This is a genomic window from Streptococcus sp. DD11 (genome assembly GCF_001578865.1).
In the GTDB taxonomy this organism is placed as follows: Bacteria; Bacillota; Bacilli; order Lactobacillales; family Streptococcaceae; genus Streptococcus; species Streptococcus panodentis.
In genome coordinates this window covers 4,331-17,795 of the sequence record NZ_KQ969393.1, presented here as the reverse complement: position 1 = coordinate 17,795, position 13,465 = coordinate 4,331, and the positions used below count along the sequence as shown (strand labels likewise).

Annotated in this window: 15 protein-coding genes; 1 reads left to right on the top strand and 14 read right to left on the bottom strand. The window is 49.4% G+C overall.

Features of this window, described 5'->3' with window-relative positions; genetic code table 11:
* Positions 1-1,172, top strand: a 1,172-nt coding sequence (serS, locus tag STRDD11_RS03385; protein ID WP_241209297.1) for a serine--tRNA ligase, incomplete at its 5' end; no start/stop codon positions are given.
* A 39-nt stretch (positions 1,173-1,211) separates the two neighbouring features.
* On the opposite strand, the gene STRDD11_RS03380 is transcribed toward serS, so the two are convergent.
* The 14 genes from STRDD11_RS03380 to STRDD11_RS03315 form a co-directional block, all read right to left on the bottom strand.
* Positions 1,212-2,126 carry a TDT family transporter gene (locus tag STRDD11_RS03380; RefSeq protein WP_128835419.1) on the bottom strand — a complete coding sequence of 305 codons (915 nt, stop codon included), beginning with the start codon at positions 2,124-2,126 and terminating at the stop codon, positions 1,212-1,214.
* Between the two features lie 289 nt (positions 2,127-2,415).
* Positions 2,416-3,480 (bottom strand): acyl-CoA dehydrogenase family protein, encoded by a 1,065-nt coding sequence (locus STRDD11_RS03375; RefSeq protein WP_128835416.1) that lies wholly within the window; start codon positions 3,478-3,480, stop codon positions 2,416-2,418.
* Positions 3,481-3,495: 15 nt separating this feature from the next.
* Positions 3,496-4,044, bottom strand: a complete 549-nt coding sequence (locus STRDD11_RS03370) for a carboxymuconolactone decarboxylase family protein (RefSeq protein ID WP_128835413.1) — start codon at positions 4,042-4,044, stop codon at positions 3,496-3,498.
* 418 nt (positions 4,045-4,462) lie between these two features.
* Complete coding sequence (locus STRDD11_RS03365) at positions 4,463-5,233, bottom strand: acetyl-CoA carboxylase carboxyl transferase subunit alpha (protein WP_128835411.1); 771 nt, start codon at positions 5,231-5,233, stop codon at positions 4,463-4,465.
* A complete protein-coding gene (accD, locus tag STRDD11_RS03360; RefSeq protein ID WP_128835409.1) occupies positions 5,230-6,093 on the bottom strand; it encodes an acetyl-CoA carboxylase, carboxyltransferase subunit beta in 864 nt (287 codons plus the stop codon). The genes STRDD11_RS03365 and accD overlap by 4 nt, the downstream gene beginning before the upstream one ends.
* 230 nt (positions 6,094-6,323) lie before the next feature.
* Complete coding sequence (gene accC / locus STRDD11_RS03355; RefSeq protein ID WP_128835406.1) at positions 6,324-7,691, bottom strand: acetyl-CoA carboxylase biotin carboxylase subunit; 1,368 nt, start codon at positions 7,689-7,691, stop codon at positions 6,324-6,326.
* 18 nt (positions 7,692-7,709) lie between these two features.
* Positions 7,710-8,132, bottom strand: a complete 423-nt coding sequence (fabZ, locus tag STRDD11_RS03350) for a 3-hydroxyacyl-ACP dehydratase FabZ (RefSeq protein WP_002896886.1) — start codon at positions 8,130-8,132, stop codon at positions 7,710-7,712.
* Positions 8,129-8,626, bottom strand: a complete 498-nt coding sequence (gene accB, locus STRDD11_RS03345) for an acetyl-CoA carboxylase biotin carboxyl carrier protein (RefSeq protein WP_128835404.1) — start codon at positions 8,624-8,626, stop codon at positions 8,129-8,131. The genes fabZ and accB overlap by 4 nt, the downstream gene beginning before the upstream one ends.
* A gap of 6 nt (positions 8,627-8,632) precedes the next feature.
* On the bottom strand, positions 8,633-9,865 hold the full coding sequence (gene fabF, locus STRDD11_RS03340) for a beta-ketoacyl-ACP synthase II (protein WP_128835402.1): 1,233 nt from the start codon (positions 9,863-9,865) through the stop codon (positions 8,633-8,635).
* Positions 9,866-9,920: 55 nt separating this feature from the next.
* A complete protein-coding gene (gene fabG / locus STRDD11_RS03335; protein ID WP_128835399.1) occupies positions 9,921-10,655 on the bottom strand; it encodes a 3-oxoacyl-[acyl-carrier-protein] reductase in 735 nt (244 codons plus the stop codon).
* An 11-nt stretch (positions 10,656-10,666) separates the two neighbouring features.
* Positions 10,667-11,587 (bottom strand): ACP S-malonyltransferase, encoded by a 921-nt coding sequence (gene fabD / locus STRDD11_RS03330; protein WP_128835397.1) that lies wholly within the window; start codon positions 11,585-11,587, stop codon positions 10,667-10,669.
* The gene (gene fabK / locus STRDD11_RS03325; RefSeq protein WP_128835395.1) at positions 11,580-12,554 is read right to left on the bottom strand and encodes an enoyl-[acyl-carrier-protein] reductase FabK; all 975 of its coding nucleotides are present in this window, start codon (positions 12,552-12,554) and stop codon (positions 11,580-11,582) included. The genes fabD and fabK overlap by 8 nt, the downstream gene beginning before the upstream one ends.
* A gap of 136 nt (positions 12,555-12,690) precedes the next feature.
* Positions 12,691-12,915 (bottom strand): acyl carrier protein, encoded by a 225-nt coding sequence (locus tag STRDD11_RS03320; protein ID WP_002893611.1) that lies wholly within the window; start codon positions 12,913-12,915, stop codon positions 12,691-12,693.
* Between the two features lie 56 nt (positions 12,916-12,971).
* The coding region (locus tag STRDD11_RS03315; protein WP_277592698.1) for a 3-oxoacyl-[acyl-carrier-protein] synthase III C-terminal domain-containing protein at positions 12,972-13,465 on the bottom strand (494 nt) is incomplete at its 5' end.

The following is a 13,465-nucleotide window of genomic DNA, read 5'->3' as shown; positions in this document are numbered from 1 at the left end:
AAGAACGCCGTGAGCTGCTGGTCAAGGTTGAGTCGCTCAAGGCTGAGCGCAATACCGTTTCCGCCGAAATTGCACAAGCCAAACGCAATAAGGAAGATGCCAGCGACAAGATTGCTGCCATGCAGAAACTGTCTGCCGATGTTAAGGCTCTGGATGCAGCTTTAGCTGAGCTGGATGCCAAATTGACCGAATTCACCACCACCCTGCCCTACATTCCCCATGACAGCGTGCCAATCGGAGCGGATGAAGACGACAATGTTGAAGTCCGCCGCTGGGGCACACCGCGCCAATTTGACTTTGAAGCCAAGGCCCACTGGGATCTGGGCGAAGAACTGGATATTCTGGACTGGGAACGCGGGGCAAAAGTCACCGGGGCCCGTTTCCTCTTTTATAAGGGCTTGGGCGCGCGACTGGAACGCGCCATCTACAACTTCATGCTGGACGAGCATGGCAAAGAAGGCTATACAGAAGTCATCACGCCCTACATGGTCAACCATGACTCTATGTTTGGGACTGGTCAATATCCTAAGTTCAAGGAAGACACCTTTGAGCTGACTGATACCAACTTTGTGCTCATCCCGACGGCTGAGGTTCCCCTGACCAACTACTACCGCGATGAGATTTTGGACGGTAAGGACCTGCCTATCTATTTCACTGCCATGAGCCCATCTTTCCGTTCTGAAGCTGGCTCTGCCGGCCGTGACACCCGCGGGCTGATTCGCCTGCACCAATTCCATAAGGTGGAGATGGTCAAGTTTGCCAAGCCGGAAGAATCCTATGAAGAGCTGGAAAAGATGACAGCCAATGCGGAAAATATCCTGCAAAAGCTGAATCTGCCTTACCGCGTGGTTGCTCTCTCCACAGGAGACATGGGCTTCTCTGCTGCCAAGACCTACGACTTGGAAGTCTGGATCCCTGCTCAGAATACCTATCGTGAAATTTCCAGCTGCTCTAATACAGAAGATTTCCAAGCCCGCCGGGCGCAAATCCGCTACCGCGATGAAGCAGACGGAAAAGTCAAACTCCTCCATACCCTCAACGGTTCTGGACTGGCTGTCGGACGTACAGTGGCTGCTATCTTGGAAAATTACCAAAATGAAGACGGCTCCGTGACCGTTCCTGAGGTCCTCCGTCCTTACATGGGCGGACTGGAAATCATTCAGCCTCTATAAGATAAAAAAATCCGAGTCCGCTCGGATTTTTGTCTATATTTAGAACGATGTCCCGTCTTTTTCTAGGAATAAAAGGCCAATGTACCCCCAGCAAACAGAAATTAGCACAGCGCATGCTAAGGCGGCTTCCAGATGACTGAGCCAAACCAGGCTTTTCCATTGCAGAAAGTCAAGCCCCAGTTTCAGGGAAAAGGCTGTATTAACCAAGGGGAAGGTTAGAGCTGAACAGGAAGGCTGAAAGCCCAAACGAAAGATTTTAGGCAGGAGAAAAAGGACCAGCAGGTAAAAAGCCTGCGAGAGAAAAAGCAGCAAGACGACAAACCAGCCCTTCGCGTCAGCACCCGCTAAGCGGATGCAGCTTCCCAAGAGAAGCGAGAAAGGTGCACAGTAGATGGCCCACTGCGGCTTGAGAGCGTCCGGCAGACCGGTCTTTCTCAAAGTGCAAAAGATCAAGGGATACAGCAAGAGGCTCGTTAGCAGGCCAAAAACAATCGACAGGCAGCCTAGCATCGGCTGCTGGACAACTCCATTGGTCAGACCGGCCATAGCAAGCCCTACATAGAGAACCGTCCAGCTGGGCGTAACTGACCACTGTTTAGCCCTGACCAGATACCGCCAAGTGAAAAAAACAATCAGCCACAGGTGCAGCAGCAAGGCCGCATACCACAGCAGCTGACTTATCCGCACCCAGCCCAGCTTGCTCAGATAGGAAGCCAGCAGCATACTGGCCATAGGATAGGTGGCAAAACTGGAACAGAGCGGCGGCTTTTGCAGGTCCAGCCAATATGATTGCCTAAAGAGCAAAAAAGCAGCTGTCAGATAAAGCCAGAGCAAGAGAGCCAAACCGTTAAAAAAATGAAAAAAGAAAGAATGATAGGCTGATAAAAGATTGGCCAAGCCAAAAAGCCCCAAAATCAGACCAGATAAGAGCAGAGGCGGACGACTTAGCTTCACAGATACACTCCTTATAGTCTTTTGGCAATGATACTCAAAGAAAACCGAAGATGACAAGGCAAACCCGATGCAGATAGGCGGTGGGACAGACTCCCATGATGGCTGCGCCCTCACCCACAGAGAGATTGAGCTTTGGGAAGATACCGTATAAGACTCCGGCGGATGGGTCTTCCGTAAAGAAGTGTCATCTTCGATTTTCAAAGAGTACGAAATGAGCTGGAAGAGCAAAAATGAACGAGCTGACAGCTGCAATCAGTCTCGCTCATTTTCTAGCAGCATGTTCCTTCCTTTAAGAAACTTCTAAAATATGCCGCAGCTGCACCGCACTGGGTGAGACAATCGGCAGAAAGGCTCCTTCATTCCACCGACGGATAAAGCCGGATGTGGAATTGCTGAAATAACCGCGTCCGCCGCCAGCCTGTAATTCTAAAAGCAGACTTTGGGCCACTACATCCACAATATCAATCCGTAGTTGAAAGAGTTCCCGGGGATGCTGGACAAAATAGCCCTCCTTCAACAATCCGCTATAAAGGGCTTCCTGAATAGCAGTCAGGGCATCCAGCTGCTCCTCCCACTCTTCTCTTAAAACAGAGCGGACGGAGAGATTGGCTTCTACCTCAGCCAGCGAACGCTCCGCCAAACCAAGGGCCAAGCCAAACTGATAGCCCAGAAAGGCCGGCCGATTTTGGGCCAGAAAGGCCTGAGCATCCTGAGCCAGAACCCATTCCTCTTTCAGAGGGACGCGGTTAAACGTCAGAGAAGCCGTATTGCCGCCCTGCAGGGAAACAAATTCCAAATCTGCTGAGCGAGAGAAGTTTTCTGCATCAGAAGGCACAGCAATGACCAACGGCTTGCGGCCGCCCTTTTCGAAATCAGCAGCAAAAACACTGATAAAACGGTCAGAGCGAGCATTGGTTACCCAAGGCAAACGCCCTTGCAGATAGAGCTGCCCCTCTTCTTCCACAATACTGACATTCAGCTCCTCCAGGTCAGACAAGAATTTGACTGCATTGGAAAGACCAGTAGCGCCGGCATATTCACCGGACAGGAGCCCTTCCAGATAATGCTCTCTAAAATAAGGATTGTCACTTTTGATAATATTGTCAATAAAGGTTCTCTGCCCCCAAGAAATGAAAGAAGCAGTCAGAGAATGCCGGGCCAGTTCCTTGAGGACTTCGATGACGTCGGCATCATTGCCGCCGCTGCCTCCCAGTTCCTCAGGAACACCGACGCGATAAGCTCCTTCGGCAGCAATCCGTTCGACCAGCTGGTCAGCTGCCTGACAGGATTCCTTATCAATTTGGTCTGCATGCTCATCCAACCAAGTGATAAATTCTTCTGAAAAAAATGTCATTGGGACCTCCTTGACTTAAGCATACGGCTGCAGCTCTGGATTAATCGGTGTATTGGCCAGATTATTGGCATAATTGCAGAGGGTTGCCAGACTGACACCCAAAACGACATCCAAAGCATTTTCGTGAGTATAGCCTGCTTCCAAAAAGTCCGCAAAGGCTTCCTCACCGACCCGCCCCTTGGTATTCATAACTGCAATGGTAAATTTTGCAAGAGTATCCAGTTTTGGCTCAGAATCAATAGGTGTCCGGTTGCGGAGGGCTTCCAGAAGATCATCATTCATCTGAATCTGCTTAATCGAGAAAGCAGTATGACCAGCCACACAGAAAGCACAGCCGTTGGTTACAGCAGCCGTAATCTGCACCACTTCCCGCTCAGTCGGTGTCAGGCTGTTGCGGCGGTTGATGGTTCCCACTGTGCGGTAGGTTTCCAAAGCCGTCGGCGCATTGGCCAAGAGACCGATTAAGTTTGGAATAAAGCCGCCGTTGTCTTTTTGGACTGTTTCCAAAACTTCCTTAACCTCGGCTGGTGCGGACTCAATCGTGTGGATTGTAAATTCTGGCATAAAATTTCCTCATTTCTTTTGATTAAGTTTTATCTTAACATAGGAGCAGAAACTTGTATAATATATATTTTATATCAGCTTGATAAATAGAATTTAACCCTTATTATCAAACTAAAATATTATAAGCCTTCTGTTTCATCCCTATGACCTTCCCTCGCTTTCCTGCTTTTGGGCTGAGGCTGAGACAAAAGTTCTTCAGTCTCGCTTTGTTTTGGTAAAAAACTCTTGACGCGGTAGCTGATTGGACTTTTTGTTCGTCTTTTAGACTCCAAAAAGCTCCTAATCATCCTCGCGGGGCTGGGACAACGAACTAAATTTTTAAAAATTTAGTTCTGTCCCACCGCCACTACTAAAAGCAAAGGAAAAGACTATCAGAGGAAAATGGAGCGCTACAAAAAAGAAGCCTCCCGGCTCCCTCTTAGTATTTTCTAAATCGTTGGTAGCGATTTTCCAGCAGTTCTTCCAGCGGCAGCTGTGAAAGGCTGTCCAGTTCAGCTGCAATTTCTTCCTTGACAGCTGCCAGCAATTCATGATTATTAAAGCCTCTTTCAGGAATGACCTTATCCACCACTTTCATCTGCAGCAGCTCATGAGACGTGATTTTCATCAGCTCTGCAGCCTCCATGGCCCGGCTGCCGTCCTTCCAAAGAATAGAAGCAAAGCCTTCCGGACTGAGCACAGCATACATGGAATTTTCCAGCATCCAGACCTTATCAGCAACCGCCAAAGCCAAAGCTCCGCCAGAGCCGCCCTCACCGATGATAATGGCAATAATTGGTACCTTGAGATTGCTCATTTCCATGAGGTTGCGGGCAATAGCCTCTCCCTGACCGCGCTCCTCTGCACCGACACCGGGGTAAGCTCCCGCAGTGTTGATAAAGGTCACAACCGGACGGCCGAATTTCTCAGCCTGCTTCATGAGCCGGAGAGCCTTGCGATAGCCTTCCGGATGCGGCTGACCGAAATTGCGGCGGAGATTGTCCTGCAGATTGCGGCCTTTCTGAATACCGACTACCGTCACCGGACGGCCCTTTAAGCTTCCAATACCGCCAATCACTGCACCGTCATCCCGAAAAGAGCGATCTCCGTGCAGCTCGATGAAGCCATCCAAGATTCCCTGCGCATAGTCCAGTGCAGTCATCCGCCCCTGATCACGTGCCTCTTTGATAATCCGAGTAATTCTTGTCATACTTCTCCTCCATGAAATGCCAAGAGACTGCCAATCGTCGCCCGCAAATCACCGCGTTTGACAATCGCATCAACAAAGCCGTGTTCCAGCAGAAATTCTGCCTTTTGAAAATCATCCGGCAGTTTCTCCCGCACAGTAGACTCAATCACCCGACGGCCTGCAAAACCAACCAAGGCCTGTGTTTCCGCCAGAATAATATCGCCTTCCATGGCAAAAGAAGCCGTCACGCCGCCAGTCGTCGGATCCGTCAAAACGGTCAGATAGAAAAGACCGGCCTGAGAGTGTTTCTGCACTGCAGCCGAAATCTTGGCCATCTGCATCAGGCTCATAATCCCTTCCTGCATGCGGGCACCGCCGGAAGCCGTGAACAGCGTCACTGGCAGCTCCTCTTCCAGCGCATACTCAAAAAGACGGGTGATCTTTTCTCCGACAACTGTCCCCATGGACGCCATGATAAAGTTTGAATCCATGATTCCCAGAGCAGTTTTTTGCCCCTTAATTACCGCTGTTCCAGTCAGAACAGCCTCATCCAAGCCGGTCTTTTGGCGGGTCGCAGCCAATTTATCACGATAATTAGGAAAATTTAAGGGATCCTTGGTTTCAATCCCTGTAAACAATTCCTCAAAACTGCCCTCATCCACTGTCAGATGCAGCCGCTCAAAGGCAGAGATACGGAAAGTATAACCGCAGTTAGGGCAGACATGATCGTCCCCCAAGTCCTTTTGATAAATGGTGTGCTTACAGCCGGGACATTTTGAAAAGAGTTCATCAGGAACCTCAGGCTTCGCTTGAGGTTTCTCACGACTCGCCCGGTTGGGATTGATTCGGATATATTTATCCTTTTTTGAAAACAAAGCCATCGTTTACCTTTTCTCCTTTTCAAGTTTGGAGGCTCAGACGACTCCCATCGTTTGAGCCTGGCCTTTTCATTTCACGCCAGCGTCTTGTCTTTGATTGGTAAAAGCCGGCAACCTATACTCAATGAAAATCATCAGCACACTCGGCAGGAGCTGACATAGTTGGAAGAGTATGAAACCGACAAATCAGCGAATAGGCAGAAATCAGAAAAGACCCTGTCACTTGAAGTTCTTTATTGTTTTTCCTGATAAGCCGGCAGGAATTTTTCCATCAAAAAGGCGGTATCATAGTCGCCGGCAATAACATTGGAATCGGAAATCAGATCCAGCTGAAAACCGCTGTTGGTCACGACACCGTCAATTTCCAGTTCGTAGAGGGCCCGCTGCATCTTCATCAGGGCATCAAAGCGATTTTCCCCGTGGACAATAATCTTAGCAATCATACTGTCATAGTAAGGGGGAATAGTATAGCCGGGATAGACCGCTGAGTCTACACGCAGGCCCACTCCTCCGCTCGGCAGGTAAAGATTGGAAATCTTCCCCGGGCTGGGCGCAAAGTTAAAGGCAGGATTTTCAGCGTTGATTCGGCATTCAATAGCATGGCCCTTGATTTCAATGCCGTCCTGACAAAAGGACAGCTCCTGACCATCTGCGATTCGGATCTGCTCCTTGACAATATCCACGCCAGTGACAAATTCTGTCACCGGATGTTCCACCTGAACGCGGGTGTTCATTTCCATAAAGTAAAATTCACCCTTGTCCTCGTCCAGCAGAAACTCAATCGTGCCGGCGTTTTCATAGCCGACTGATTGAGCCGCCCGAACGGCAGCCGCCCCGATTTGCTGGCGGAGAGTCTTGCCGATAGCCACAGACGGTGCTTCTTCCAAGACTTTCTGGTTGTTGCGCTGCAGCGAACAGTCACGCTCCCCCAGATGCACGACATGACCCTGCTGATCGGCCAAAATCTGCACCTCAATGTGCCGAGCTGGATAGATGACCCGCTCCATATACATGGCACCATTGCCAAAGGCCGCTTTGGCTTCACTGGAAGCAGACTCAAAAGCCGCTGTCAAATCCTCAGCCTTTTCGACCTTGCGAATCCCCTTGCCGCCCCCGCCGGCAGAAGCCTTGAGCATGACAGGATAGCCAATCTTTTCAGCTACTTGCAGGGCTTCTTCAGAAGTATGAACTTCCCCGTCAGAGCCTGGGATAACCGGAACCTTGGCCTCAATCATCTGCGTCCGGGCATTGATTTTATCCCCCATTAGGTCCATAACAGCACCAGACGGTCCGATAAACTTAATGCCGACTTCCTCGCACATGGTCGCAAACTTGGAGTTTTCGCTCAAAAAGCCAAAGCCAGGGTGAATGGCTTCTGCACCTGTTAAAACAGCTGCCGACAGAACTGCATTCATATTGAGATAAGAATCAGTGGACTTGGCTGGTCCGATACAGACCGCTTCATCAGCCAAGAAAGTATGGAGAGCCTCCTTATCAGCCGTTGAATAAACGGCTACTGTATCAATTCCCAGCTCGCGGGCTGCACGGATAATTCTGACCGCAATTTCCCCACGGTTGGCAATTAAAATTTTACGAAACATGGTGAAATCTCCTCTTCTCTACTGGCCGATTGCAAAAGTCAGGGTGCCGCTGGCTGCTAATTTGCCATCCACCTCTGCTTTAGCTTCCACCACTGCGATAGTGCCGCGGCGCTTGACAAACTTAGCCGTCATGATGAGCTGATCGCCGGGAACGACCTGCTTCTTGAACTTAACCTTGTCCATACCGGCATAGAAAACCAGCTTGCCCTTATTTTCTTCCTTCGACAGCTCCAGCACACCGGCTGTCTGAGCCAAGGCCTCCATAATCAGCACACCCGGCATGACCGGATACTGAGGGAAATGCCCATTAAAGAAAGGCTCATTGACCGTGACGTTTTTCAGAGCTACAATCTCATCTTCACTGACTTCCAAAACCCGGTCAACCAAGAGCATGGGATAGCGATGCGGAAGTGCTTCTTTTATTGCATTGATATCAATCATTTGATACGTACCAGCCCTTTCCCAAATTCAACCATTTCTTCATTTTGGACCAAAATTTCTGTGACGAGGCCGTCTTTCGGTGCCGGTACCTCATTCATCACTTTCATGGCTTCAATAATCATCAGGGTCTGGCCTTTCTTGACCTGATCCCCGACAGCTACAAACGGCGGCTTGTCTGGGCCGGCTGCCAAGTAAGCAACCCCAACCAGAGGGCTTTCAACGACCTCACCTTCGGCTGCTGCAGCTGGGCTGTCTGCCGAAGCGGCTTCCTCTGCCGGAAGCGGCCCAGCAATTTCTGCGGAAGCTGCTGGGACAGCAGGAGCTGCCGGAGCCTGAATCGGTGCGGCTTGCGGCACTGCGCTGACAGCAGAAGCAACGGCCTGTCCTTCGTTCTTACTGAAAGTCAGCTCATCGCTCTGATTCTTATAAGAAAATTCACGCAGACTTGATTGGTCAAACTGCGCCATCAAATCTTTAATTTCATTGATATTCATAGACTATTAAGCCTCCCAGCGTTTAAAGGCGAGTACGGCATTATGGCCGCCGAAGCCGAAAGTATTGGAAACAGCGTATGGAATTTCCTGCTCTTTTCCTTGGCCATAGATGACATTGGCTTCAATATAGTCCGGCAGTTCTTTGGTTCCGGCTGTTTTAGGCACAAAACTGTGGCGCATGGCCTCAATTGTTGCAATAGCCTCTACAGCACCGGCTGCACCAAGCAAGTGGCCTGTAAAGGACTTTGTGGAGGAGACCGCCACATCTTTGCCCAAAACGGAAACAATGGCGCCGCTCTCTCCTTTTTCATTTGCCGGTGTTGAGGTACCATGGGCATTGACATAGGCCACTTCCTTAGGCTCAATCTCTGCCTCTTCAATGGCTTGTTTAATCGCTTTGATCGCTCCCAAACCTTCTGGATGCGGAGAGGTCATATGGTAGGCATCGCAAGTATGGCCGTAGCCTACTACCTCAGCCAAGATAGCTGCACCGCGTTTTTCAGCATGCTCCAGACTTTCCAGCACCAAAATACCAGCTCCTTCTCCCATGACAAAGCCATTGCGGTCCTTGTCAAAAGGAATAGAAGCGCGCTCTGGGTCTTCTGTCGTAGACAGGGCCGTCAGAGCTTGGAAGCCAGCGATTGCAAACGGTGTGATAGAAGCTTCTGAACCGCCTACCAGCATGACATCCTGATAGCCAAACTTGATGGAACGGAAAGCTTCACCGATTGCATCGTTAGCAGAAGCACAGGCTGTATTGACCGATTTGCAGATACCATTTGCACCGAAGCGCATCGCTACATTGCCGGCTCCCATATTTGGCAGAGCTTTGGGCAGCGTCAGAGGTTTGATGCGCTTAGGTCCCTTTTCGTGCAGGCGCACTACCTGATCTTCAATTTCCTTGATTCCCCCGATACCGGAAGCAACAATCACACCAAAGCGGTCCTTGTCCAGCGCTTCAACATCTAAGTGAGCGTTATTGACTGCTTCCTGAGCAGCGTAGAGCGCATAAAGCGTGTAGTTATCATAGCGGTTGGTATCTTTTTTGACAAAATACTTATCAAAAGGAAAATCCTGAATTTCTGCGGCATTGTGAACATCAAATGCACTGTGATCAAACTTGCTAATGGGACGGATGCCGATATTTCCTTCTTTCAAGTTATTCCAAAAATCTTCTGGAGTATTTCCGATAGGCGAGGTTAAACCGTACCCTGTTACAACAACTCGATTTAATTTCATTTTGAGCTCCTTTATTTAGATGATTGAATGTCTTCAGTCTGTTTTCTCTTTAACCTTACTGCATGGTAAATCCGCCGTCAATGGTGATGACCTGACCCGTCAGATATTCCTGACTGGCTAGGAAAATAGCAACATCAGCTACTTCTTCCGGACTCCCAAAGCGCTTCATAGGAATTTGCGCCAGCGATGCCTCCTTAATCTTTTCAGGCAGGACATCTGTCATATCTGATTCTATAAAGCCGGGGGCAATGCAGTTAACGCGGATATTGCGAGCAGCGACTTCGCGGGCAACTGATTTGGAAAAACCAATCAGTCCCGCTTTAGAAGCCGAGTAGTTGGCCTGACCGATATTGCCGGTCAGACCGACGACACTAGATAGGTTAATGATAGCACCCTGACGGGCTTTTGTCATCGGTTTCAAGACGGATTGTGTCATATTGAATGTTCCTGTCAGATTGACCTTGAGCACCTGCTCAAAATCTTCTTCGGTCATTTTCAGCATCAGCTTGTCCCGCGTAATACCGGCGTTATTGACCAGAACATCTACGGAACCCAAAGCTGCAATGGCTTCTTCTGTCATCCGTTTTGCGTCCTCAGACTGGGAAACATCTCCGCTGATTGCCACAACCTTGCCGGGATAGCCGGCAAATTCGGCTAGCACCTGATCGGAAATCTCTCTTAGTCCATTCAAAACGATGTTGGCGCCGACACTGGCAAATTTATGAGCAACTGCCAGACCGATTCCGCGGGCGGAGCCAGTAATAAACACATTCTTATTTTGTAGTTCCATGATGATCCTCATTATTTTTCTAGAAGTGCTAAGAAACTTTCAACATCTTCAACTTGGCAGACAGAGGCCGTTTTATCAATTTTCTTGACAAAACCTGACAGGACCTTGCCCGGACCGATTTCGATAAAATCCGTCACACCGGCTGCCTGCATCCTTGCAATGCTGTCATAAAAGCGTACCGGCTCCATGACCTGCCGGGTCAAGAGTTCCTTGATTCTATCCTTTTCCATGATGTCTGCTTCTGTATTGCCGACTAAGGGCAGCGCAAAATCAGAAAATTCAACGGCTTCCAAGGCCTGAGCCAGTCTGTCACTGGCAGGCTTGAGAAGAGCTGTATGGAAAGGGCCTGATACATTGAGCGGGATTAGGCGCTTGACGCCGGCAGCTTTCAAAAGCTCCACAGCCTGATCTACCGCTGCAATATCCCCGCCGATGACAATCTGACTGGGGGTATTGTAGTTAGCCGGAGAAACCACCCCCAAGGAGCTGGCTTCCTGACAGGCCGCTTCGATCTGAGCCGGGTCAGCATTGAGAACTGCCACCATCTTACCAGAACCAGCCGGAGCTGCCTCTTCCATGAAGGCGCCGCGTTTGGCAATCAGAGCGACCGCTGTTTTAAAATCCAGCGCTCCCGCTGCCACCAAGGCAGAGTACTCTCCCAGCGAGAGACCGGCCACCATATCAGGGTGGAGGCCGTTTTCAGCCAAGAGCCGATAGATTGCCACCGAAGTTGTCAGAATAGCCGGCTGGGTATAACGGGTTTGGTTGAGTTTTTCTTCATCCTCATCAATCAAAGCCCGGACATCATACCCCAGCACCTGACTGGCTTCATCAAAGGTGGAGCGGACTGCTTCATACTGCTCGCAGAGGTCGTGCCCCATCCCTAAGTACTGTGCTCCCTGACCGGCAAATAGGAAAGCTGTTTTAGTCATTTCTGCTTACTCCTGCCCAACGTTTTGCTTCCTGCTGAATTTTCTCAGCTGCACCATAGTAAATATCCTTCAGAATTTCTTCGACTGTTTCTTCCTTGCTGACCAGACCGGCGATTTGTCCCGACATGACCGATCCGTTTTCCACATCGCCGCGGACAACCGCATTGGCCAGAGCACCGGCACCCAGATTATCAAAGACAGTCAGGTCTGGATTTTCCTGCTTGAAGGCTTCTTTTTCCGCCTTTTCAAAATCACGGGTCAGTTTGTTTCTAAGAGCCCGGACTGCATGGCCGAAATGCTGGGCAGAGATGGTGGTATCAATATCACGAGCCTTGAGAATCATGTCCTTATAATTTTGGTGGGCGTTGGATTCCTTGGCAACGACAAAGCGAGTCCCTACCTGCACAGCTTCTGCACCCAGCATGAAGCCAGCTGCTGCACCGCAGCCGTCAGCGATACCGCCGGCCGCAATGACCGGGATAGAGACAGCCTCGACAACCTGACGGACCAGAGACATCGTGGTCAGCTTCCCGATATGGCCGCCGGCTTCCATTCCCTCAGCAATAACCGCATCCGCACCAATCTTTTCCATCCGCTTGGCCAGAGCCACACTTGGCACAACCGGAATCACCGTGATGCCGGCTTCATGGAAACGGGTCATATACTTGCTTGGATTGCCGGCCCCAGTGGTCACGACCTTAACACCTTCTTCAATGACCAAATCCACAATGTCTTCCACAAAGGGAGACAGGAGCATGATATTGACACCGAAAGGACGGTCAGTCAGGGATTTGATTTTATCAATATTGGCCTTGACCACATCCTTAGGAGCGTTGCCGCCGCCGATAATTCCCAGACCGCCGGCCTTAGAGACAGCACCGGCCAAGTCACCGTCAGCGACCCAGGCCATCCCGCCTTGAAAAATAGGATAATGAATATTCAATAGTTCTGTAATACGTGTTTGCATAATACCTTCCTTTTACCATTGCTTAAGTAATAGCTTGATTCCAAACTACTACATGCTAGATGTATTTTCTATACTTTGACAGTCAAACTATTACCTAAACAAGAGAGAATATCTCTCGATACTCTCAGTGCCTTGTTTATTTAGTTTTTTCTTCTACGTAAGCAACCAAGTCACCAACTGTGTTCAAACCTTCTTCAGTTTCGATTTGGATGTCAAACGCATCTTCGATTTCTGAAATCACTTGGAACAAATCCAGTGAATCTGCTTCAAGATCATCGAAAGTAGACTCAAGTGTCACTTCTGATGGTTCTTTACCGAGTTCTTCAACGATAATTTCTTGTACTTTTTCAAATACTGCCATGGATAGACTCCTTTAAAAATAAAATATTTTTTATCATTGTGTTTCCACATGATTAACTAAATTGTAACAATAAGCGTGCCCCATGTCAAACCTCCACCGAAACCTGACATCAAAATTGTCTGATTTCCGTTCAGTTTGATCAGTCCTTGCTCCACACACTCAGATAATAAAATCGGGATACTGGCCGCACTGGTATTTCCATACTCCATCATATTGGCCGGAAATTTCTCCCTTGCCACCCCAAGCTTCTTGGCCATCTTATCCAAGATACGGATATTTGCCTGATGCAGCAGCAAAAAATCAATCTCTTCTGCTGTGACTGGGCTGTCCTCAATCGTCTGCTTGATAGACTGGGCAACATCACGGATGGTAAAGTCAAAGATTGCCCGACCCTCCATGGTCAGATACTGCTGGCTGGCTGTCTTATCAGAAAATGGTGAAGACAGACCGACCACACCTGACTGGAGTTTTTCTCCGCGGGAACCATCCGTAAACTGACTCTCAGCCCAAAAATGCTGACTGTCGGCCCTCTCCAGCAGAACCCCTCCGG